Genomic DNA, 22,940 nt, shown 5'->3' on the forward strand with positions numbered 1-22,940 from the left:
CATAATTGCTCCTTTTTTAGCTAACGTTGGCTTACTATCGCTCTCACTAACTCTAAATCTTCTGGTGTATCTACCCCTGCAGGTGGTGCTTCTTTAGCAACGGCAACGTGAATTTTTTCACCATACCACAGTACTCGAAGCTGCTCTAAACACTCAATTTTCTCAAGTACACTGGGTTGCCAGTTGATATAAGTATTGATGAAACCAGCCCGATAAGCGTAAATACCAATATGGCGTAGCAATGGCTGAATCACCGTTTGACCACCAGCTGCAAAATTGTCTCTATCCCAAGGAATTGTCGCACGGCTGAAATACAGCGCGTAACCCTCTTGATCTGTTACCACTTTAACCGCGTTAGGGTTAAACACTTCAGCTTGATCAGTAATTTCAACCGCTAAAGTCGCCATCGGCGCGCTACTGTTGGCTAAATTGTTAGCGACCTGCTTGATGATGCTCGGTGGAATGAGTGGCTCGTCACCTTGTACGTTAACAATAATGTGGTGATCGGCAATGCCCATTAATTTCACCACTTCGGCTAAACGCTCAGTACCGGACTCGTGATGTGATGATGTCATACAAACATTGCCACCAAACGCATGGACAGCCGCTTCAACACGAGCATCATCAGTAGCAATAACGACCTGCTCAGCTCCCGATTGTAACGCTTGCTCATAAACCCACTGAATCATGGGTTTACCGCCGATATCGGCCAAAGGTTTGCCAGGTAAGCGAGTTGACTGATAACGAGCAGGGATAACAACGGTGAAAGCCATTATCGTCCCTCATCCATCGTCATGCTGCGCGCTTCTGGCTCAAGCAACACAGGAATCCCTTCTTTTATTGGGTAGGCCAAACGATCTAACTTACAAATAAGCTCTTGATTTTCTTTATCATAAGTCAACTTACTTTTACATACAGGGCAAGCTACAATTTCAAGCAGACGGTGATCCATATGACTCCATTACCTCTTTTATTTTATCCAAAATACGCCTTTCATCTGGCGAACTAAATTGCGCAGAAACGGGAAGATACCACCAGTTTTCTTGTGCAAAGGCCGCACATTTCACTGCGTCTTTTTCTGTCATGATGACGTTTGCTCCATGTTGCGCAAGCGCCTCTAATTCTGAATATTGATACTCTCGGTGATCAGCAAAACCTTGGGTCAATACCGTCTTTGCACCTAAAGCTTCTAATGTATTGAAAAAGCGCGTGGGATAACCAATGCCAGCAAAAGCCACTAATGCAGGTAACTGGCTCACTGGCGCTTGCTGACCTGTCACTAAGTTAACGGCTAAGCTAGGTGAAAGGTGCATAGCCAATTCGCCATATTGAGCTTGACCGCCATTAGTCACAATAAAATCAACTTCCGATAACCGAGAGAGTGGCTCTCTTAACGGACCTAAAGGCATGAACTGCTCATTACCGAAGCGACGAACGCCGTCCACGACTGCAAATTCGAGATCACGCTCCAATGCATAGTGCTGAAGGCCATCGTCAGTGATGATCACATCAACACCCAACGGAAGCAGGGCTTGCACTGCTTGTGAGCGCTTTGGTGCAACAGCAACCGGAGCCCCCGTGCGCTGGTGAATCAATTTAGGTTCGTCACCGCAGTGAGCGGTTGGCGTATCACTTTGCAGCACTAATGGATAAACCGGAGCCTTACCACCATACCCACGCGAAACAACTCCTGGTTTGAAGCCTTGTTCTTGTAAAGCTTCCACTAACCATACAACCAACGGTGTTTTACCATTACCACCCGCAGTAATATTACCCACCACCACCACAGGAACGGGAGCCTTATAGCGCTCTTTTTTGTTCGCTTGGAATGCTCGCTTACGTGCTTGACTGACCAACCGAAACAAGACACTCAGTGGCCACAATAGTGGCCACAACAAAAAACACGCTGGGTGATGTCCGAACCAGATTTTTTCAATCACTGATTAGTCACCAAATTGAATTCGATGTAGTTGGGCATACGCCCCATCCTGTGCAATTAACTGAGCATGATGACCACGTTCGATAATTTCACCCTCATCGACCACTAGAATTTCATCGGCTTCTTCAATCGTCGACAAGCGGTGCGCAATGACCAATACCGTTTTATTCTTTTGTAGCTCTTCAAGTGCTGATTGAATCGCTCTCTCAGATTCTGTATCCAACGCAGAAGTCGCCTCATCTAGGATAAGTACGGGTGCATCACGTAATAACGCTCGAGCAATCGCTACTCGTTGACGTTGACCACCCGATAAACTGGCTCCATTCTCACCAATCATGGTATCCAAGCCATCAGGCATGTTATTGATAAACTCCATGGCATGAGCAAGCCTAGCCGCGTGCTCAATTTGCTCACGCGTATACTCATTTTCTGCCGCGTAAGCAATATTATTGGCAATGGTATCGTTGAAGAGGTGAACATTTTGCGAAACCAGCGCAAAGTGGGTGCGCAAGTTCTTCAGTTTATAATCGCGAATATCATGATCATCTAGATAGATAGCACCTGAATCGACATCATAAAAACGAGTCAAGAGGCTCGCGATAGTACTTTTCCCTGAGCCGGAACGCCCAACAAGCGCGACCGTTTTACCTTGAGGGATCTCAAAGCTCACATGAGACAGCGCTGGTTTTTCTTTACCTTGATAAGTAAAGGTCACATCCTGAACTCTAACGTCACCACGTACTTTTTCGGCTTCAAACTGGCCAGTGTCGCGCTCGGTTTCTAAATCAATCAGCTCAAATAATGTTTGGCTGGCCGCCATACCACGTTGGAAATCGGAGGTAACACTCGTTAACGCTTTCAGTGGTCGCATCAAGCCAAACATTGCCGAGAATACCACCGTAAAAGTACCTGGTGTTAATTCGGCACGAATAGAATCAACGCTGGCTAAAAACAGCACAGTGACAAGTGCTAAAGAAGCAATCATTTGAATAATAGGGTCAGCAGTGGACTGCGCCGCAACCAGCTTCATTGTTTGTTGACGCATTTGATTGCTGACATGGTCAAAACGTTTACGCTCTACGTCTTGTCCACCATAACTCAGTACGACTTTGTGCCCTTTTAGCATCTGCTCTGCTGAAGAGGTCACATCACCCATGGTGGTCTGCATCCCTTTTGAGATCTTGCGAAAACGTTTAGAGACAATACCAATCCCCATCGCAACCACTGGTGCAACCACGATTAATACCAAAGATAACTGCCAGCTATTCCAAAACATCAAGGTCAATAGGCCGATGATACTCGCACCTTCGCGAACAATGCTGACCAATGCACGACTGGTCGCCCCAGCCACTTGCTCTGAATCATAGGTGATACGTGATAACAGACCACCCGTTGATTCTCTATCAAAAAAACTGACAGGCATGTGCATGAATTGATTGAAGATTTTTCGACGCATCAACATCACGACATTGCCAGAAACCCAGCTCAAGCAGTACGAGGAGACAAAGCCACTTAAACCACGCAGCGCCATCATCCCTAAAATAATAAAAGGCAGCACTCGCAAAAAATCGGATTCCGCATTACCAAATCCTTCATCTAGAAGAGGCTTAAGTAACGACACCATATAGGTGTCAGAGACCGCATTAATAATCAATGCGACAACCGCAACTGCTAGGCCAGATTTATATAGGCGGATATAGGTCCACAGGCGTTTGAAGGTTTGCCAAGTGGTTTCGTCAGTATTGAGTGACATAGAAATGCTTTGTTTTTAAGAAAATATTGCGCTCATTCTACCTCGTTACGGAGCATCTGCCTATACCAAGCCTGAGAGCGAGAGATACGCAAGCTGCTAACTTGATAATTCTGCATGCCAAAAATAACGCTAATTTGCCCTGCTTCACCCGTATCCAACCAGTTTGCTCCATGTTGTTGGTAGCGTTGAACAACCTGTGCGGAAGGTAATTGCCAGCGTCCGCCTTTGGCGAGCGAGGCAATAGCGACCTCAGGATTCACCTTACTAATCAAAGCAACAGTAGAAGATGTCCTACTACCGTGGTGTGGTACAAGCAGGATATGACTTTGTAAGGATTGCTCTGTTCGCGCAAGTAACCACTCACTCATGGCATCCACATCCCCGGGTAAAAGCACTGAAAAACCGGTATTTTGGTCAAAGATTCGAATCACACAAGAGTGAGGATTGTAAGCACGCGCTACGGTTTTTGGTGGCCAGATAACATCAAAAGAGAGTTGTTGCCACTGCCATTGTTCACCAGCAATACAAGGTTGGTAACCCGCTATCGTTTGACTAGCACGTTTCCATTTGGGCTGCCAAACACGCTCAACTTCCGCTCTTCCACCTGCATGGTCGTTATCCAAGTGACTCAAAATCAACCCGTCTAATTGCGTAGCTCCCCGTTTGTTTAACACGGGGGCAACTGTTGCCTGGATGTGATCACCGCCTTGCCAACTTGCACCAGTATCATAAAGCACGTAGCGTCCTTCTTTTTCGATCAACACCGCCAACCCATGCCCAACATCTAACACATCAATCCGCCAACCTGTTTTTATCGGAATGGTGAGCCAAGAAACCATCACAATGATGCTGTAAACCGCCAGTGCAAAACGCGAGATCAACGGTGAAAACACAAACAGCAACAGAGCACTGCTCAACAGAGCCAAAACAGCCCCAGAAATAGGAAACCAACTGAGGCTTGAATAATGTATTGACCAATCAACTGGAATGAGTAATTTGGCCACCCAATGCCACACCATAGGTGCGCCATCAAAAGTCAAAACCGTACAGACTAAAGCAACAAAGATCGCCGGAACCACCACAAAACTGAACCAAGGAATAAACACTAAGTTATAGAGCGCCGCACTGGTACTGACCCCACCGAAAAAATAAGCGGTTACCGGAAGCATACACAGCACTAACCCAATCTGCATCGTCAATAAACGCCATAAAAAAAATCGCTGAGTTTGAGGTAGAGAAAGTTGGTAGAACACAACCGAGACAGCAATAAAGGACATCCAAAAGCTACTGGATAACGCAGCAAAAGGATCGATAAGCAGCACCGCCGATAACGTCATAAGCAGTCGCTGCAAAGTATTGATACGGACATTGAGGACAATCATCGCCACATTGAGCAAACACATGATGAGCGCGCGTTGAGTGGGCAAGGTAAAGCCAGCCAACCAAGCATAGCCTAGTGCGCACAAGCTTCCTACGACGAATGGCGACCACCCCATGCGATGATGCAAACGCATCAATACGAGCCCAAGGCTATAACCAAAACCAAACGCGATGCCAATGTGCAGACCAGAAATGGCAACCAAATGAATCAGCCCACTGTCTCGTAATGCTTTCCACTGTGCCGTTGAAATATCACTGCGCTCACCAAACGTAAGCGCCATTAAAATACCAAGATTGGGATCATCAGCGAGCCAGGTTTTGATCTTCTGGTACCATTGTGCTCGCCATTCTGGTAATGATTCAATGCGATAAGACTGTCCATTATTAACCGTTGCACGAGCCACAATACCTTGGCTCAAAGAGTACGCCTCTGCATCAAACCCGGTCTCATTTAACCGACCAAAGATAGGTTTTACTGTGATGGAGAATTCAGCCACGTCACCATACTTCAACGGTAAAGGAGCAATTAATCGCACCTTGGGCCGCAAAAAAATGCCTAAGGTTTGACCATTGATTGATCGAATCGAAATTGTTCCTTCATAACCATGAGTAATTTGTCTAAAAAAGCTGTTAACCTGTCCGTTTATGGTAATATCCGAACCTGTCTGAAAAATAGTGTTGGACTGCTCACGTAATAAGTTCCCGCTGATCACAATGACCATTAAAGCCATTGTTACTCCTGAGAGAAAGCGCAGTTTTCTATAACCGACAGAGAGTATAAGAATGGCGAATAGAGGCATAATCCATTTCCAATCTGGCATCCAAGGCCAATAAGAAGCAGAAATGGCGGTTAGCGAAAACGAAGCTAGGGTCCAGTAATTAGATAAGAGAGTCATGTCACGATGCCAAGAAAGTTCATCAAACGTTTTATGCCTAACCATGAAGTGATTAAGCGTCAGAAGGCATTGAAAATTTTTGGCAATGTGCTGTACAACCCCAATTTATGGTGTTTGAACCGCCGCTCAGCAGCGGGCGCCTTCGCCGTAGGTTTGTTCATGGCTTTTGTTCCACTTCCGAGTCAAATGATCATGTCCGCTGGCCTTGCCATTATGTGCGGCGTCAATTTACCGCTCTCTGTAGCCTTGGTTTGGATTAGCAACCCCATCACCATGCCAGTGCTGTTCTACTTCGCCTACAAGCTTGGCGCATGGGTAATGCAAACACCACCACAACCATTTCACTTTGAACTCTCTTGGCATTTTATCATGCAACAAATGAGTACCATTGGTCCGCCATTCCTTTTGGGTTGCATGATGTGTGGAGTGATCTCCGCCATAATCGGCTACTTCGGCATTCACGGTTTATGGCGCTATTCTGTCGTAAGAAGCTGGCAAAAGCGCCAAACGAGATAAAAGCTTCAAGAGATTGAGACTGGCTATACAACTGAGCATGTAAAACGATGTCGCATGATGTTGAAAAAGGACCAAATGGTCCTTTTTGTTTGCTAAAAATAGCTCAATGCTGATGCACGAAAAGAATCCGAGTTGAGATTATTTAGCGCTAAGCACAGACGCCGGATTCAGTTGACTGGCCCTAGAGGCCGGATACCAAGTAGCTAATAGGCTCAACACAATCGCCGTCGAAGAGACAAGCACCACATCCGATAGGTTCACTTGTGATGGCAAAAAGTCGACAAAATAGATATCACCAGACAAAAACTGATGGCCGACTAACCGTTCTAATCCTTTGATTAACGCTGTTAAATTCCACGCAATCAACACACCTAACACGCCACCTATCACACTGCCTAATACACCAGAGAAAACACCCTGCCAGACAAAAATTCGTTTTACTAATCCATCGGTCGCGCCCATAGTGCGCAAAATGGCGATTTCAGCCGCACGATCTTTGACCGCCATCATAAGTGTTGAAACGATGTTGAAGCTCGCCACACCAATCACCAGCACCATCACCAAATACATAATGGTTCTGACCAGCTGAATATCACGGTACAAAAAGCCAAATTTTTGCTGCCAACTGCGTAGATAGACGTATTGATCAAGCGTATTGCCGACCTCTCTTACAATTTGAGTTGCATTTAATACCTCTGAGACCTTGATAGCAACGCCCGTCACTCGCTCTCCTAATTTGGCGTAAGCTTGTGCATCTGCCAATGGCACTAACGCAAGGCTGTGGTCAATTTGGCCATTGAGTTCCAAAAGCCCTGAGACCTTGACGCGCACGCGCTTTGGCGCTTGAACTTTAGCGCTCTCATTCGCAGAGGGGATCATCAAAGTGACATAGTCACCGACTGCCGCGCCCAATTTATCCGCCACTCCTTTTCCTAAAATGACCTGTTGCTGACCTGCGACAAAACCTTGCCATGCATCGGAAGAGACAAATTGAGATAAACGCGACACGGCGCGCTCCATTTGCGGATCAATTCCACGCACCTCAATCGCTTTCAGTTGCGCGCCTTTCTCCGCTAATGCCGTCAATTTTACATAAGGAGCGGCCGCTTCCACTTTTGGATGCTGCACGGCTTGCTTGACTAATGACGACCAGTTCGCGATGGGTTGTTGAACCCCTTCAAACTCTCCGTGTGCAATGACAGATAACACGCGGTTCTGCAGCTCTCTCTCAAAACCATTCATCGCCGACAAACCCACGATGATCACCGCAACGCCCACAGCGATACCGATAATGGAAGAGAGCGAGATAAACGACACCATTTTATTACGCTGCTTTGCCAGGCTAAAACGCCGACCAATCACTAAAGAGAGCGAGGTGAACATCTACGGTGCCTCCACATTAATCAGCAAACCATCTTGCATGTGCATCTGTCTGTCCATTTTTGCAGCAAGTTCGCTATCATGCGTTACCACTAAAAATGCCGTGCCAAACTCTTGATTCATTTGACGCATCAAATCATAAATCGCCAGCGCCGTTTTGTGATCAAGGTTGCCCGTAGGCTCATCGGCTAACACCAAATCGGGTTGATTGACAAGCGCTCGCGCAATCGCTACCCGCTGCCGCTCTCCACCAGAGAGCTCAGAGGGTCGATGAGATAAACGATGTCCCAACCCCACTTTTTCTAACAGTGCTTGCGCGGCCTGTTTAGCACGCGATACTTTTTGGCCACCAATAAGCAACGGCATGGCCACATTCTCAAGAGCGGTGAAATCGGCTAATAAATGGTGGAACTGGTACACAAAACCCAAATGTTGATTGCGAATGTTCGCTTGTTTATTGGAGCTTAAGCTCGATAAATCCTGACCTAAAAACGATACTGAACCTTCGGTTGCCTCATCCAGTGCACCCAGAATGTGCAATAACGTACTTTTCCCAGATCCAGAAGTCCCAATAATTGAGACTAACTCCCCCGCTTGAATGCCAAAACTGACGCCTTTTAGCACTTGAGTCCGTAGCTCCCCTTCTTGGTAGGTTTTGCATACGTTATGGCATTGTAAAAGGTTATTCATATCTTAAAGCCTCGGCAGGTTTTACGGATGACGCGCGGTAGGAAGGAAACAGTGTCGCGAATAAGCTGAGCGTGATGGCTGCTATCACCACCAACATAATTTGCATGGGGTTAATCACTACAGGCAGCGTTCCCCCCACAGAGAACAGCGCAACCCCCATGCTTTCTAATAATCCATTGAGGTTATCCGCCAGCAATACGCCTAACACACCACCGACAAGCGAACCAATCACTCCACTACTCGCGCCTTGAACCATAAAAATGGCCAGTACTTGTTGATCTGTCATGCCTTGCGTTTTCAAAATCGCGACCTCAGCTTGTTTTTCCATCACCACCATGATCAACGCGGAAATGATATTGAAAGCCGCCACGCCAACAATCAACCCAAGCATCAAACCCATCATATTTTTTTCCATGCGAACAGCTTGGAACAACTCGCCACGCTGATCTCGCCAGTCACTCCATTGCCATCCCTCAGGCAAAGGTGCGCTAGCTAGGTCTGCAACCACAAAAGGATCATCAAAAAAGAGCCGCCATCCCGACACAGTATTTGGTGGTAAACGAAGCAATCGCGCTGCATCTTTGATGTGCGTCAGCATCAGCTGTCCATCCACATCAGACCCCGTATTGAAGATACCTGCGACAGTAAAATTACGCTGCGCAGGAATACGACCTAAGGGGGTAAATTGGCTAGCTGAAGTGACCATCAAACGCACTTTATCGCCAATTGTCACGTTGAGCGCCCGCGCCAATGAATGGCCAAGGAAGAGTTGATATTCGCCCGGCTTGAGCGCACTCACTTGACCCGCAATCAAGTGCGCCGCAATCGGATCATGTTGATTCGGTTCAATTCCCATCAACAAACCTGCGGCCAGTTGCGATGAGCTTTGAACAACCGCTTCACTGCGTACAATCGGTTCAGCCGCTCTGGCGCTAGAGAGCTGGCTAATGAATTGAGGCACATCTTGCGTGAGCAAAGTGCGATCGCCATTTTGCGAAACTACAGCCTGAGGCAACACACCTAGAATTCTATTTTTGAGCTGGGATTCAAAACCATTCATGACCGAAAGCACCGTCACCAGTGACATCACGCCAATGGTTATTCCCGCCGTAGACATATAAGAGACAAATCGACTGAATCTATCACCGGATCGCCCACGTAAATAACGCAAGCCGATGAACGCCGAAATAGGATGAAACATAAGAAAAACCGCCTAAAAGTGATGCTCAGTACTGTAACGAGAAACGGTGGAAGGTTGTAGCTTTAATTTGCCAAAAATCGGTTAAATAGACTCGATAACAAGGACATACCTTGATTAGTTCGCCGGTATGACGATAATCAACAAAGCGATGAGAAGGATGCCTTTATGACCGAGCAAGAATTTTTTACGGTTCACTATGGACTGACAACCAATATTGAACTTTTAGACAGCACATTTATGCTACCTTCCCAATCAATATTTGAAGCGGAGATTCCTGCCCCATTTATTGTGGCCAGTGAGTTTAGCCAGTTGGATGCACTCACCGAAAGTGCACGACTAGAACTGAAAAATAGTGATTTCAAGCACGTCGTTCAGTTACTTGATACTCAAAATTCGAAACTGAATTTGTTGCTAACCTTTATGCTGTCACAGCAAGATGAGCCACATTCACGCTTCATCACCAGCACATTTGGTGCCAGTCGCTTCTCTCTTCGTTATCCAAACGCACTAGAGATTGGTACCCAAGCCCGCTGTAAACTGTTTTTGGACCACCCTGCAGCCGCTATTTATTGCTATAGTTCGGTGATTGATTGCCAAGCGGACGAGCAACACTATCTCATCACGATGAAATACGATTTACTGCGAGATACTGACCAAGATCTCTTGATTAAAGCCGCACTGTACCAGCAGCAAAAATTGCTGCGTCAACGCTCTTTAGACCGAAATAAACCATAAGCGTTCTCATGACTACACACTCTTTACTGACTCTGATTAAACCTGCTGGCGCGGGCGACAAAAAACACATTGGTAACCTACGTGGTGCAAGCCTTGCGTTGGCAATTGCAGAGCTGGCCAACCAGCATAATAGCCACACTTTACTGGCTGTACCTGATCCACAAACCGCCTTAAAGCTGCAGCACGAAATTGAGCAGTTTAGTGACGCCGAAGTGGCGCTGTTTCCTGATTGGGAAACTTTGCCTTATGATAGTTTTTCGCCTCATCAAGAGATCATTTCTGATCGCATCGCGCGCCTGTATCAATTACCGAGCTTGAAAACAGGCATTACCATTGTGCCTGTGAGCACCATATTGCAGCGTCAGACGCCGCGAGAATTTCTGCTACAGCATACGCTGATGGTTAAAACTGGCGATCAGTTTTCCTTAGATAAACTGCGTCTTCAGCTGGAACAATCGGGCTATCGTCATGTTGATCAAGTGTTTGGCCCAGGCGAGTACGCCAGCCGAGGTTCGATTCTTGATTTATTTCCAATGGGCAGCAGCGATCCTTATCGCATTGATTTTTTTGATGATGAAATCGACACCATACGCACCTTCGATCCTGAGAATCAACGCTCAATTGAAGAGATCAGTGAGATACGCTTGCTACCTGCTCATGAATTTCCCACCACAGAAAGTGCAATTGAAGATTTTCGCACCCGCTGGCGTCAACGATTTGAAGCGCGTCGCGAACCAGAATCAGTCTATATGCAAGTCTCAAAGGGGATTTGGCCAGCCGGTATTGAATACTGGCAACCACTATTTTTTGAACACACCGAAACCTTGTTCGATTATATCGCGCCAGAAAGCCAACTAATTATCGTAGGAAATATCGAAACAGCGATTGACCAGTTTTTAACCGACGTCGAATATCGTTACCAGCAGCGTAAAGTTGACCCTCTTCGCCCGTTACTGCCGCCTCATGAATTGTGGCTTAAAAAAGATGAGCTTTTCAGTCTTTTCAAAAACGTGGCTCAGCTCCAACTCAGTGTAGAACCGATTTCAGAAAAGCAAGGGCGGATCAATTTAGCGGTCAGTGCATTACCCGACTTGGCGGTCATGCATCAAAATAAAGAGCCTTTAGCCGCCATCCGGCAATTTAGTGAAAGTTTCACTGGGAAAATCATTTTTTCCGTCGAATCAGAAGGCCGTCGCGAAGCATTACTAGAGCTATTGCAACGCGTAAAACTGCGCCCTATCGAAAAAGAAACCTTCCAGCAAGCGTGCCAAGCAAAAGAAAAACAATGTCTCGTATTAGGGGCATCTGAGCACGGCTTTATCGATAACAATGCCAACTTAGCGTTCATCTGCGAAAGTGATTTACTCGGTGACCGTGTCATTCTTCGCCGTAAGAAAGACCGTAAAGTCACCAATAGTGACGCTGTCATTCGTAACTTAGCTGAACTCAAACCAGGGCAACCCGTTGTTCATATTGATCATGGTATCGGCCGTTATCTCGGGTTACAGACGCTTGAAGCGGGTGGCATGATGACCGAATACGTCACCCTTGAGTATCAAAACGAAGCCAAACTTTATGTCCCTGTCGCTTCATTGAATCTCATTAGTCGTTACTCTGGCGGCGCGGAAGAAAGCGCACCATTGCATAAACTCGGGGGTGAAGCATGGACCAAGGCACGACGAAAAGCGGCCGAAAAAGTCCGCGATGTTGCTGCAGAGCTGCTGGATGTTTACGCCAAGCGAGAGCTCAAACCAGGCTATAAGTTCGCTCTGGATCGTGGCCAATACGCGACCTTTAAAGCAGGTTTCCCATTTGAAGAAACCGATGATCAAAATACAGCTATCAACGCCGTGCTATCGGACATGTGTCAGAAAAAAGCGATGGACCGATTAGTGTGTGGTGACGTTGGATTTGGCAAAACAGAAGTCGCCATGCGCGCCGCCTTTGTTTGCACCGACAACAATAAACAAGTGGCCGTATTAGTGCCGACAACCTTACTCGCACAGCAGCATTTTGAGAACTTTCGAGACCGATTCGCTAACCTGCCGATCCGTGTCGAAGTTTTATCACGCTTCAAATCAGCGAAAGAGCAAAAGCAGATTCTACAAGATGTCGCTGACGGCAAAGTCGACATTTTGGTTGGCACGCATAAACTGCTTTCCAGCGAGCTAAAATTTAGCGATCTTGGTCTTTTGATCGTTGATGAAGAACACCGTTTTGGCGTTCGCCAAAAAGAAAAAGTGAAAGCGATGCGTGCTGATGTGGATATTCTCACGCTAACGGCAACACCGATTCCGCGCACATTAAACATGGCGATGAGCGGAATGCGCGATCTATCGATTATCGCCACACCACCCGCACGACGATTAGCCATCAAAACCTTTGTACGCCAACATGATGACAATACGATTCGAGAGGCCGTATTACGTGAAATCATGCGCGGTGGACAGGTTTATTTTCTACATAACCAAGTAGAAACTATCGACAAAGTGGCCGCCGATTTAGAAAAGCTGGTCCCTGAAGCTCGAATTACCGTCGCCCATGGACAAATGCGTGAACGTGAGCTGGAAAAAGTGATGAACGACTTTTATCACCAACGATTCAATGTATTGGTTTGCACAACCATCATCGAGACAGGGATTGATGTCCCGACCGCGAACACCATCATTATGGACCGAGCAGATAACCTGGGCTTAGCGCAGCTACACCAACTTCGTGGCCGAGTAGGACGTTCTCACCATCAAGCTTATGCTTACTTACTCACTCCACATCCTAAAGCCATCACTAAAGATGCCGTGAAACGTTTAGAAGCGATTGCATCTCTTGAAGATCTTGGGGCCGGTTTTACTCTAGCAACGCACGATTTAGAAATCCGTGGAGCGGGTGAATTATTGGGCGATGAACAGAGCGGTCAGATCCAATCGATTGGTTTTACTCTCTATATGGAGATGCTAGAGCAAGCGGTTGAAGCATTAAAAAATGGCAGAGAACCTTCTCTTGACGATTTGCTTCGTGAACAAACCGAAGTAGAAATGCGTTTGCCAGCGCTATTACCCGATGATTACATTCCTGATGTAAATACTCGCCTCTCCATGTATAAACAGATAGCGAGTGTCGCTAGCCGAGATGAGCTCGCCGAGCTCAAAGTCGAGTTGATTGATCGCTTTGGTAAATTACCTGATGCTGCAAATAACTTACTCGGCGTTGCTGAAGTCAAAATTGATGCTGCACATATAAAAGTGAAGAAAATCGAAGCGCATGAAAAAGGCGGCTACATTGAGTTCTATCCAGATGCTGACATTAACCCCGTCTTTTTGGTTAGACTTCTGCAATCACAACCGAAAAAATTTGCAATGGAAGGGCCAACTAAGTTTAAGTTTGCTGTACCATTAGCTGATAGACGTGAACGAATTCAATTTGTGTCGAGTATGCTCAGCGAATTCCAACAAAACCTGATGCCTAGAGCATAAATTACGCACAAAAAATGATGGAGCCATAATGAAAAAACTGATCCCACTCCTACTTTTGCTTATTTCGATGCCAAGTCTGGCACAACGGCAATTTGACATAGAAGTGATCATTTTTAAGCGTGCAATTGATGCAGAGAAGGTCAGTGAGTCGTGGCCTAACTCATTGCCTGAAATCAATATTCAACGCGCGGGCAGTTTTAGTGACTTAAACTATCGCCAAGAAAAAGGCGTGAAAATGCTGCCTTTTTCCGACTACCAACTTAACGACCAAGCACAAAAACTGAAAAACCACGCCGGCTTTGAAGTGCTATTGCATACGGCTTGGCGTCAAGGCGATCAAGGCAGAGCTTCCGCGCCGATTTTCCATATTCAGGCGGGTAAAGATTACTCCGCTAAATTCAATACTGACGGCAGTGAAAAAGTAGCCGTACTAGAAGAATCGCCAGTAAACGGTGTGCTAGAACAAAACATCGCGAGTCCCCTTTACGAACTCGACGGTAAATTACAAATCTATGTGCAGCACTATCTTTATGCTGAAACCACGCTCGACCTTAAAGCCCCGAGTGTGCGAGAAATCGTGCTCCAAAGTAAACCATTGGAGTTAGATATTACACCTGAAGAGCAAAATGCCGAGGTTCAACTGGGGAACCTAGAAGCTATCTCCCCAACAGTGGAAAAGGAAGAGTTTTTAAAGAGCTATCGGATGGACCAAAAACGCCGTATGCGCAGCAACGAAACCCACTATCTAGACCATCCATTAATGGGAATGATCATCCAAGTTCGCCGCGTTGCAGAATAAAGCCTAACAAAGCGCCCTGCCTGGGCGTTTCTTCTTTTATTCATCTCTCATACAGTTTAGCTCACTGATTTCATATCCTTAAAGGTTAGAGCTATTCTGTTGTTAACTATTCTTATCAAAACCAATAACATAACCCACCTACAGGCCGCTCCATGGTTTGGGTACGTGATCTTCTAAAAGTTAAACTGACAATGTATTTTATTAGTGAGTGTTTCATTTTTAAGACCTCTCATTTATGAGAGCCATGTTAGATTGAATCTCTCTTATTAAGTCTTGATAATCCCTCCATCTCGTGTTGTGCCATGTTCAACTTATTTACCGTAAGACCTATCGTTAAAGTGCAGCACAGGTTAACAACATCAATTTAAATCGGAATTTACACAAACATACTGAGAGAGATGTTACCTAATGACTTCTAAATTTTCGTTATGTGCGGTCGGGCTACTGTCAATAAGCAGTATTGCAGTCAGCACTATTGCAACCGCATCAAACCCTAGTGAGATAAACACCCAATTAAAGTGGTCTTGGGAAAGTAGCTCGTTTAAACCAGAATCAAATCAAGTCATGGCGGCTCCTGTTATTGCCCAGCTAAATGATGATAATGGCGATGGCAAAATCGACGAGAATGATATTGCTGATATCATTGTTGTGACGTTTGAAAATAACAAATATACACAAGGTGGACTAGTTAGGGCATTAAGTGGTATTGATGGTTCTGAGCTTTGGTCATACGATAACGGTGGCATCATAGCCGATGCTCGCTACTCTCCTGCTGTTGCAGACCTTGATGGTAATGGTGTTGTTGATATTGTTATTACCAGTGCATCAAGCCCTTACATTACTATCCTAGATAATGAAGGGAATATTAAAAAGCAAATTTTAAAGCATGTCACAGGTGGACGGTCAGTCGGTACAATCTCGATCTCTGATTTAAACAATGATGGGTCAATTGAGATCATCTCTGCCGATGGTGTTTATAACTACGATACTGGTTTGCTATTTAGTTTGGAGTGGGCTCCATCATCGATCAGCTTTGATGCGGATGGCGATGGTGTTCAAGAAATATTTTCAAACGGCGCTCTTTACAAAAGTGACGGCTCATTTACTTGGCAATATCAAGCGAATGATACGGTTTGGTTTTCTTCCGTTGCCAACCTAGATAGCGACAATAAACCAGAAATTGTTGTATCAGTACCAGCCACTAAAGCAACAGCACAAAACAGTGTATTTGCAGTTTTAGAGCATGACGGCTCAGTAAAGTGGGAGGTTAATAACCTTGAAAACCCAGGTGGTGGTGTACAAGCTATCTCTAACTTCCTTGGTAATACAGCAACAAGCTCTACCAATGAAATAGCTAAGTCCCCTGTTTATGGATATACCCATTTACATCACAGCCATCCAGTTAAAATAGCAGATGACAACCAACTTAAAATCCGCTCAGGAGATCTGATTGACGCTATTGGATCAACAGCAAGTAATATGGTGGGTGGTCAAGGCGGTTCACTGCATACTATTGATGCAAGCAAAGTCCGCTCTATCGATGTAACCTACGGCAAATATAAAACGTGGTGGACATATGGCGTACTCGAGATGGAATTCACTCTCAATGATGGTTCGAAAATAACGTTAGGTTCAAAAGACTCAGCCTTTAAATACCCAGCATTAGAGTGGCGAACCAAAGAAGTTCCATATCTTGGATTGGAGTGGAGAACAAAACAAGTTTCTTACTGGTTCTTTGGCTGGCATACCAAAACAGTTTCTTACCTAGCTCCTGTTTGGAAAACTAAAACGATTCCTTATGCTGTTCCCGTCATGAAGAGCAAAGCAACCACTGAACGATACACAGTCCCAAGCAATACCCAATTGGTAGGCTTAAATGTTTGGAGCAAACCAAAACCTATCTTTACCTTCAAAAAACACGTTAATGCAGTTCAGTTTGTTGTTGGGGAAAGCATTAATGATAGTTACCTGAACACTGGTATTGTCTATGCGGGTTATCATGCTGTTGATATGTATAATGCACAAGGTAGCAAAGTTTGGTCTGTAGCAAATGATGACTATAACAGCGGTAAAATTGGTGTCTCGGCTTACGATTTCACTGGTGATGGCATTGATGAAGTTATCGTACAAGATCTTCTGAGAGTCCGTATTCTTGATGGGCGCACGGGAGCAGTATTAGCAACGATTGCTAACTCGTCGAACACCTTGTGGGAATATCCTGTTGTGGCGGATCTCGAAGGCAACAACAATGCATCGCTTATTGTGGTCGCAAATGATTATGCAAAAGAAAGCGCAATCAACCACGGCGTCTATGTTTATGAATCAGCCGATGCTGATAAACCATGGAAAAATGCAACGAGAATTTGGAACCAACATTCATTCCATTTCTCAAACATTAACCAAGATGGCTCAGTACCAACCAATGCTCAGCCTAGTTGGCTAACACATAACACTTATCGCTCAAGTACCATTAAATAACTTGAATTTGATATAACCACCACTATCGCCCAAGGCGGTGGTGGTGGGTGACAACAAAAAACCTCGCCTTTTAACAAAGGCGAGGTTTTTTATGGCTAGTACGCTGGGAATATTAGTGAAGCTTTAAGTTTGGACGCAACACACGATTAATACGGCCAACTAACATCATCAACCCTGTTTTGAACATACCGTGTAGCGCCATTTGGTGCATGCGATACAAAGAAATGTACACGACTCGCGCAATACGACCTTCAACCATCATCGAGCCTTTGGTTAAATTACCCATTAAGCTACCAACGGTAGAAAAACGACTTAATGAAACCAACGAACCGTGATCTTTATAAACATACGGTTTGAGCTCACGCCCGTTAAGCTTAGCAACAATATTCTTGAACGCTTGGCTTGCCATTTGGTGCGCTGCTTGTGCACGAGGTGGCACAAATGAACCATCAGCTTGTGTACATTGTGCTAAATCACCGATCACAAAAATATCGTCATCTCTTGTGGTTTGTAAGGTGTTTTTTACCACTAACTGATTAATGCGGTTTGTTTCCAAACCAGCAATCTCTTTCATAAAATCCGGTGCTTTGATGCCAGCAGCCCACACCATGATCTGAGCGGGAATCTTTTCGCCATCTTTAGTTGTTAGGCCATCCTTATCTGCTCGCGTGACCATAGTCGCAGTACGAACGTTGACACCTAATTTCGTTAATTCGCTGTGTGCAGCACTAGAAATGCGAGGTGGAAGAGCGGGTAGAATACGCTCACCCGCTTCCACAAGGTTGACATTCAGTTTGCTTGAATCAAGATCGCCAAAACCATAAGTCCGCAGCTCTTTTACTGCATTATGTAGCTCTGCAGATAATTCAACACCCGTTGCACCTGCGCCAACAATCGCAATATCAACTGTACCGTTACCATTTTTCGCATGAAGTTTTAGAAACTCATTATTCATTTCAGTACGAAAACGATTTGCCTGTTCAGGGCTATCAAGGAAGATACAATGCTCACGAACTCCTGGAGTATTGAAGTCGTTAGACGTTGAACCGATTGCCAACACCAAAATGTCATATTCAAGCTCACGACTTGGCATTAACAATTCACCATGCTCATCTTGCAATTCACTAAGAACAATCACTTTGCGTTCACGATCGATATCAGCAAGACTACCCATTTGGAAATCAAAACGATGATTTTTTGCGTGAGCGCGATAGCTTAGCGCATCCACTCCTTCATCTAATGAACCCGTTGCCACTTCATGCAATAACGGTTTCCATAAGTGGCTTGCTTTACGATCCACTAATGTGATTTCTGCGCGATTTTTACGGCCAAGAGTGCGACCAAGTTTAGTCGCGAGCTCTAAACCACCCGCGCCACCACCGACTACGATAATTCGTGTCACAACAATAATCCTCAAAAAGAAATAAACATGATTCAGTGTGAAATCTCACACTGAAGGAATTCTCAGTAATGCGCTTGCTTCAGATAAATCTTGTTCAGCAAATGAAGCTATCTTCGCAGCACGTTTCATTAGGATAAATGCATGTAACTACACACAAATTAGGCAAATTTAAGACTTGCTCTCAATTTTTTTTGATATTTATCAAAATATTTATAATTTAATCATTATATAGAGCAAAACTCATGGTGCAACCAAAGAATTCCTCTATTTCACTACGAGATATAGGGGTGTTGGGCCATAAAAAAACGACTCACAATTGTGAGTCGTTCAGTCGAAACTATGTATGCTGGATGCTTAATTTGATTCTTTAAATACCTTCATCGCTTGCAAATGCTGTGAGATTTTCTTGAACTTATGGTTCTGGGTTTCATCCCAAATGATATCGTAGTAGTTTTCGAGCTCTGCTGCTGTTTTGCTGTTGTCATGAATTTCATCTTCTTTAGATAAAATCACTAAACAGCGTCCTTTATTTTTTACCCTGTATTGCTCAACACACTTAGTCGCAATATCTTCATACTCTTCAGGGCGGTCGATGCGTCCAGTCATGTTCGTTTCCGGATGCAAGTTGGGATTAAACACCACTTGCTTAATTCCGCATAAGAATCCAATCCGCTCAGACCAGAAGCCGCCGAGGCCTACACCACAAATAATCGGATGTGGGTCATCAGACAACTCAATCACTTTATGCACTTCTTTTAGAAGATGCTGCATATCGTGTTTTGGGTGCTGTGTACTGTAGTTAATAAAACGGACATCGCTGTCAATAAATTGCAATTGCAGTACTTTTTCATGGTTTCCTGGGCTTGTTGAATCAAAACCGTGCAGATAAATAATCATAATAACTCCCCACTCCTTGAGGTTTTTAATCTACCACGAAGATTGTGGTTTCAAAGACTTTAACCTTAATTTACTGCAACAAAACGACGAAACAGTGATCCTAGCTACATAATGTGCGTTTTAGATGTTCGGCTTGTTGACGATAATAGTCATCACCCCATAATTGATGTGCTAACAAATACCATAACATGGCCATCATTGTTGCTCTTGGATGCCAAGCCACCACTCCTTCGACCCAATCATCGACCCCCACAATCTCACGCAATTGACAATAACGGTAGACCGCCTCTAATGGTTTTTCTTCTGCAACATCAATGCTTAAAGCCAGGTCGAGCCGGGGGTCGGCAATTGAGGCGTATTCCCAATCAATCACGCGGTTACCTTCATCGGTTTTAACCATATTGTAGCCAGCCAAATCAAAGTGACACAAAGTCTGACCAACATCAGCAAGGTTAGGTGCGGTGCGCCAACGTTGATATAAAGCCGACAAGTCCTCACTTTTATACTCAGCTTTGAGCTGTAGCCAATAATGATCAACCCGAGCGATAAAACTGAAAGGGGCAACTGGAATGCGTGCTGTACTGAGATTATGGATCTTTATCTGTGTTTTTAATAGAGAATCGAAAGGTAAACCACCAGTAAGGGATTGGCCATCAATCCATTCAACCAATAATCCTTGATCATTAATGGAAAGTGGCTTGGGGCCTAAGTGAGAAGATTCGATAGCAGAGAGAATTTGATATTCTTGAAAACGCGAAATGGAAAAGGCTTGAGTGATCGGAGTATTAGGCCGCCAAACAAAGCTGCGTTCCTCCGTGACAATTTTCCAACATCGGTTTGTTAACCCCCCTGTCAGCGTTTGTGCGTAGTCAGGGGGAGTAGAGAAGAATCCTTCTAGCGACGTTAAGGTACGATCAAGCTGACAAGCTTCACGCCAAGACATTCTCGCCATAAGGACCTCTTCTCTCAATTACTCAATTTTGTGATTAAAAACCGAGTAAACTTTTTGACTGCTGTTTACGAATTTCGGTTTCATCTGCCCATTCAATAAGGCCGCTTTGAAGATCCATTAAACGCATCGTCATTTTGTAATATACATCTTTATCACTGCTTGCGTTTTTCACAATACTCGACAAGTTGCCATACAGCATATATTGTGCGCCAACCATTTTGCCAAACTGAATGGCGGTACTTTGGTTGACCAACTCATCATTATTTTGGAAATTGAGCTGTTCGCGCACGGCTTCAACACGACCCATGTCGACGAAGCGGAACTTACCTGAATTCAACATCTTAGTACTGATGGTATCAGTGATAGATTCAGTATCAATGTGCTCACTGGTTTTATTTTTGATTCGCTCAACAAACACGATAGGACGAGAATCACGGGTAATCGCTGCTACCGAACCTGACATCATCATGCTATCAACCATTTCCCCCGCGATTTTTTGTAAATCTGTTGAACCAAAATCAACTGTCGTCGTTTCAACGGATTGTGCATCTCCGTAGCTGACTTTATTTGAACAGCCGCCCAAAATGACAGCGAGCCCTAGCAATGCGATAATACTTTTGTTCATATTGGTTCCTTACTTTCCCAATTTAATTATTTGACCCACGGATCTGTACGCGAAACTGTTTTCCATTTGGATTGACAGAAATCTCCGACAACGACACCGTCTCCATCCCACTGATTATCTTTTGTTTCCAAGGACTTTGTCTGTTATTGACTTCAAGCCCATCATCGTCATACCAAGAAAAACGGTACTCGATAATTTGGTCACCTTGGTAATGACTCACTAAACGCACAAGTCCCCTCGTATGACCATCCACTTGGTTAGTTGCAATGTCTTCAACAACCAAGCGATTACCTAATACATTGTCGCCAAATAGCACTTTTTGCGAAGCGCCATCAACTCTTAATCCTGCGGTATTTTCAGCACATCCAATCAATGAGAATGTGACTAACAGTCCCAATATCCACTTTTTCATTACAATCTTCCTAGTTGTTTATGCCAGATGGTTGAATGACGTCCCTGACGAGAAACCCACACCAAAGTGGTGCCTTTTTCCGGTACAGAAAACTGATATTCTTGCTCTCCCACCTTTATTCGTTGCTCGCCTGCATTGACTTGCAGACTGGCCGTTTGCACCAACCCTGGCAGCGTTAGCCAACTGCGCGTATCGGGCTGCTCTGTCAGCAGATTCCAAACGTTGAAGACTAAATTACCAACATTGTCATCTTTGGCCGCTTCTTTGCGCAATTGATCTTTCGCCAGCACTCTCAACACTTGCCTTATTACTATAGAGGGCATTTTCTCAGACAAGTTTCGACTTGCCATTAAATTCACATCCGTCAGAAAATGAGAAGTGAGTACTTTGTCATTCATCGTCAGTGATGAAAATGATTCAACGGGTGTATTCGGATAATAAGGTAAGGCGAGAGAATACAATGCGCCATTTCCTCTGCTGTCATACAAGGGTAAAGATTGACGCCAGCTATCTAAGGCTTTCACCACACTCTGCTCTTCTATTATAAGCACACGACCTTGAGAAGCAGTCAGTGAATGAGATTTCCCGTAGCGTTTCTCTAATTGGATTAGGTCTTCTCTCATCCCTAATCGTTTCGCAACGCGTAATGTCCCCTCTATAACCTCAATATTATCGGGAGTGACGGCCAAAGCGCGTCGGTAGTCGACATAGGCACTATTAAGATCACCAGAGGCTTCATAAAGCAAAGCAGAAAGGTAAAAAAGGTAACCATTCTGCACCGCCTGCAAAGCTTTTCCTGCATCAGGGTAGTTTGCTAGTACGCTGCCTAAGTTTGGTGTCACACCTTGTGATTTTAGCTCTTTTTGCGCCTTTTCAAGTTCCGCTTCTCTAGCCTGCCTTGCTTGCTCTTGTACCTGATTCGCTCGCCGAACCTCAACCAGAGCTCCATCCAAATCATTCTGTTGTAAATAATTCAAACCGAGATAAAGATGTAAAAAACCGAGTTCATAATCCGCAGGAACGTATTCCATCAAGTTATCATTCACAGCCAACGCACCGACACTTGTCGCCGTATCACTTAGTGAAATCAATGCCTTATCTTGTTGAATTTTAACCGCAGAATCACTCAATTCGAAACTACGCTTACTGTCTACATAATTCTGGTTAAGAAAATGGACTCGCCCTTTTTCCAGATTGTCCAGAATGTCACCCGCGACAAATTCCGCAAGTTCATTCTCCGCATCTTGATACTGCCCAGATTTAACTGACTGATAGACAGCGCCATTTTGAGCACTGTAATGACTAAACAAGTTCCCCGCAGAAAAATTAGCACAGGCATTGAGAAAAAAAGGCGATAAAAAAACCGTAATATGTCGCACGTAACGCTTCACTCAATACTCCATATTTAACTCTAA

The 22,940-nt window shown here is 44.8% G+C and carries 19 protein-coding genes; 5 read left to right on the forward strand and 14 right to left on the reverse strand.

Features of this window, described 5'->3' with window-relative positions; genetic code table 11:
* Nucleotides 1-20: 20 nt before the first annotated feature.
* The 5 genes from kdsB to AACQ79_RS04460 are packed head-to-tail and all read right to left on the reverse strand — an operon-like array spanning nt 21 to nt 5,968.
* On the reverse strand, nt 21-773 hold the full coding sequence (gene kdsB / locus AACQ79_RS04440; protein WP_017045182.1) for a 3-deoxy-manno-octulosonate cytidylyltransferase: 753 nt from the start codon (nt 771-773) through the stop codon (nt 21-23).
* Entirely contained in the window at nt 773-952 is a 180-nt protein-coding gene (locus AACQ79_RS04445; RefSeq protein WP_013856535.1) for a Trm112 family protein, read from the reverse strand. Before AACQ79_RS04445 ends, kdsB begins: the two co-directional genes overlap by 1 nt.
* Nucleotides 933-1,940 (reverse strand): tetraacyldisaccharide 4'-kinase, encoded by a 1,008-nt coding sequence (lpxK, locus tag AACQ79_RS04450; protein ID WP_170898581.1) that lies wholly within the window; start codon nt 1,938-1,940, stop codon nt 933-935. Before lpxK ends, AACQ79_RS04445 begins: the two co-directional genes overlap by 20 nt.
* Before the next feature lie 3 nt (nt 1,941-1,943).
* Entirely contained in the window at nt 1,944-3,692 is a 1,749-nt protein-coding gene (gene msbA / locus AACQ79_RS04455; RefSeq protein WP_013856533.1) for a lipid A ABC transporter ATP-binding protein/permease MsbA, read from the reverse strand.
* Between the two features lie 32 nt (nt 3,693-3,724).
* Entirely contained in the window at nt 3,725-5,968 is a 2,244-nt protein-coding gene (locus AACQ79_RS04460) for a DNA internalization-related competence protein ComEC/Rec2 (protein WP_228209211.1), read from the reverse strand.
* Nucleotides 5,969-5,974: 6 nt separating this feature from the next.
* On the opposite strand from AACQ79_RS04460, the gene AACQ79_RS04465 reads away from it, so the two are divergent.
* On the forward strand, nt 5,975-6,484 hold the full coding sequence (locus AACQ79_RS04465) for a DUF2062 domain-containing protein (RefSeq protein WP_017042300.1): 510 nt from the start codon (nt 5,975-5,977) through the stop codon (nt 6,482-6,484).
* Between the two features lie 138 nt (nt 6,485-6,622).
* On the opposite strand, the gene lolE is transcribed toward AACQ79_RS04465, so the two are convergent.
* Genes lolE through lolC form a run of 3 tightly spaced genes read right to left on the reverse strand, consistent with a single transcriptional unit; the run spans nt 6,623 to nt 9,755 of the window.
* A complete protein-coding gene (gene lolE, locus AACQ79_RS04470) occupies nt 6,623-7,867 on the reverse strand; it encodes a lipoprotein-releasing ABC transporter permease subunit LolE (RefSeq protein ID WP_013856531.1) in 1,245 nt (414 codons plus the stop codon).
* Nucleotides 7,868-8,554 (reverse strand): lipoprotein-releasing ABC transporter ATP-binding protein LolD, encoded by a 687-nt coding sequence (gene lolD / locus AACQ79_RS04475; RefSeq protein ID WP_017048077.1) that lies wholly within the window; start codon nt 8,552-8,554, stop codon nt 7,868-7,870. It lies immediately after the preceding gene.
* On the reverse strand, nt 8,547-9,755 hold the full coding sequence (gene lolC, locus AACQ79_RS04480; protein ID WP_170898583.1) for a lipoprotein-releasing ABC transporter permease subunit LolC: 1,209 nt from the start codon (nt 9,753-9,755) through the stop codon (nt 8,547-8,549). Before lolC ends, lolD begins: the two co-directional genes overlap by 8 nt.
* Nucleotides 9,756-9,920: 165 nt before the next feature.
* On the opposite strand from lolC, the gene AACQ79_RS04485 reads away from it, so the two are divergent.
* The 4 genes from AACQ79_RS04485 (at nt 9,921) to AACQ79_RS04500 (ending at nt 17,237) form a co-directional block, all read left to right on the forward strand.
* Nucleotides 9,921-10,490, forward strand: coding sequence for a hypothetical protein (locus AACQ79_RS04485; protein WP_017048079.1), 570 nt, complete (start codon nt 9,921-9,923; stop codon nt 10,488-10,490).
* Between the two features lie 8 nt (nt 10,491-10,498).
* Nucleotides 10,499-13,960 carry a transcription-repair coupling factor gene (gene mfd / locus AACQ79_RS04490; RefSeq protein ID WP_170898585.1) on the forward strand — a complete coding sequence of 1,154 codons (3,462 nt, stop codon included), beginning with the start codon at nt 10,499-10,501 and terminating at the stop codon, nt 13,958-13,960.
* Nucleotides 13,961-13,988: 28 nt separating this feature from the next.
* Nucleotides 13,989-14,759: a peptidoglycan binding protein CsiV gene (locus AACQ79_RS04495; protein WP_088728963.1), complete on the forward strand. Its 771-nt coding sequence runs from the start codon at nt 13,989-13,991 to the stop codon at nt 14,757-14,759.
* 408 nt (nt 14,760-15,167) lie between these two features.
* On the forward strand, nt 15,168-17,237 hold the full coding sequence (locus AACQ79_RS04500) for a beta-prism lectin domain-containing protein (protein ID WP_013856525.1): 2,070 nt from the start codon (nt 15,168-15,170) through the stop codon (nt 17,235-17,237).
* 112 nt (nt 17,238-17,349) lie between these two features.
* On the opposite strand, the gene AACQ79_RS04505 is transcribed toward AACQ79_RS04500, so the two are convergent.
* The 6 genes from AACQ79_RS04505 to AACQ79_RS04530 form a co-directional block, all read right to left on the reverse strand.
* Nucleotides 17,350-18,639 carry an NAD(P)/FAD-dependent oxidoreductase gene (locus AACQ79_RS04505; protein WP_026028144.1) on the reverse strand — a complete coding sequence of 430 codons (1,290 nt, stop codon included), beginning with the start codon at nt 18,637-18,639 and terminating at the stop codon, nt 17,350-17,352.
* A gap of 354 nt (nt 18,640-18,993) precedes the next feature.
* Nucleotides 18,994-19,536 (reverse strand): alpha/beta hydrolase YcfP, encoded by a 543-nt coding sequence (gene ycfP, locus AACQ79_RS04510; protein ID WP_170898586.1) that lies wholly within the window; start codon nt 19,534-19,536, stop codon nt 18,994-18,996.
* A 100-nt stretch (nt 19,537-19,636) separates the two neighbouring features.
* Entirely contained in the window at nt 19,637-20,488 is an 852-nt protein-coding gene (locus AACQ79_RS04515) for a phosphotransferase (RefSeq protein WP_038170292.1), read from the reverse strand.
* A 34-nt stretch (nt 20,489-20,522) separates the two neighbouring features.
* Complete coding sequence (lpoB, locus tag AACQ79_RS04520) at nt 20,523-21,113, reverse strand: penicillin-binding protein activator LpoB (RefSeq protein ID WP_081244991.1); 591 nt, start codon at nt 21,111-21,113, stop codon at nt 20,523-20,525.
* A gap of 22 nt (nt 21,114-21,135) precedes the next feature.
* Complete coding sequence (locus AACQ79_RS04525; protein WP_013856520.1) at nt 21,136-21,525, reverse strand: YcfL family protein; 390 nt, start codon at nt 21,523-21,525, stop codon at nt 21,136-21,138.
* The gene (locus AACQ79_RS04530; protein ID WP_170898588.1) at nt 21,525-22,916 is read right to left on the reverse strand and encodes a hypothetical protein; all 1,392 of its coding nucleotides are present in this window, start codon (nt 22,914-22,916) and stop codon (nt 21,525-21,527) included. The genes AACQ79_RS04525 and AACQ79_RS04530 overlap by 1 nt, the downstream gene beginning before the upstream one ends.
* Nucleotides 22,917-22,940 lie beyond the last annotated feature (24 nt).

The sequence above is a fragment of the Vibrio sp. 3-2(1) genome (assembly GCF_963887575.1).
Lineage (GTDB): Bacteria > Pseudomonadota > Gammaproteobacteria > Enterobacterales > Vibrionaceae > Vibrio > Vibrio anguillarum.

Bases quoted from the DNA above. Each gene is read 5' to 3' on its own strand.
- kdsB (WP_017045182.1), bottom strand. From the start codon at position 773: ATGGCTTTCACCGTTGTTATCCCTGCTCGTTATCAGTCAACTCGCTTA.
- AACQ79_RS04445 (WP_013856535.1), bottom strand. From the start codon at position 952: ATGGATCACCGTCTGCTTGAAATTGTAGCTTGCCCTGTATGTAAAAGT.
- msbA (WP_013856533.1), bottom strand. From the start codon at position 3,692: ATGTCACTCAATACTGACGAAACCACTTGGCAAACCTTCAAACGCCTG.
- AACQ79_RS04460 (WP_228209211.1), bottom strand. From the start codon at position 5,968: ATGACTCTCTTATCTAATTACTGGACCCTAGCTTCGTTTTCGCTAACC.
- AACQ79_RS04465 (WP_017042300.1), top strand. From the start codon at position 5,975: ATGCCAAGAAAGTTCATCAAACGTTTTATGCCTAACCATGAAGTGATT.
- lolE (WP_013856531.1), bottom strand. From the start codon at position 7,867: ATGTTCACCTCGCTCTCTTTAGTGATTGGTCGGCGTTTTAGCCTGGCA.
- lolD (WP_017048077.1), bottom strand. From the start codon at position 8,554: ATGAATAACCTTTTACAATGCCATAACGTATGCAAAACCTACCAAGAA.
- lolC (WP_170898583.1), bottom strand. From the start codon at position 9,755: ATGTTTCATCCTATTTCGGCGTTCATCGGCTTGCGTTATTTACGTGGG.
- AACQ79_RS04485 (WP_017048079.1), top strand. From the start codon at position 9,921: ATGACCGAGCAAGAATTTTTTACGGTTCACTATGGACTGACAACCAAT.
- mfd (WP_170898585.1), top strand. From the start codon at position 10,499: ATGACTACACACTCTTTACTGACTCTGATTAAACCTGCTGGCGCGGGC.
- AACQ79_RS04495 (WP_088728963.1), top strand. From the start codon at position 13,989: ATGAAAAAACTGATCCCACTCCTACTTTTGCTTATTTCGATGCCAAGT.
- AACQ79_RS04500 (WP_013856525.1), top strand. From the start codon at position 15,168: ATGACTTCTAAATTTTCGTTATGTGCGGTCGGGCTACTGTCAATAAGC.
- ycfP (WP_170898586.1), bottom strand. From the start codon at position 19,536: ATGATTATTTATCTGCACGGTTTTGATTCAACAAGCCCAGGAAACCAT.
- AACQ79_RS04515 (WP_038170292.1), bottom strand. From the start codon at position 20,488: ATGGCGAGAATGTCTTGGCGTGAAGCTTGTCAGCTTGATCGTACCTTA.
- lpoB (WP_081244991.1), bottom strand. From the start codon at position 21,113: ATGAACAAAAGTATTATCGCATTGCTAGGGCTCGCTGTCATTTTGGGC.
- AACQ79_RS04525 (WP_013856520.1), bottom strand. From the start codon at position 21,525: ATGAAAAAGTGGATATTGGGACTGTTAGTCACATTCTCATTGATTGGA.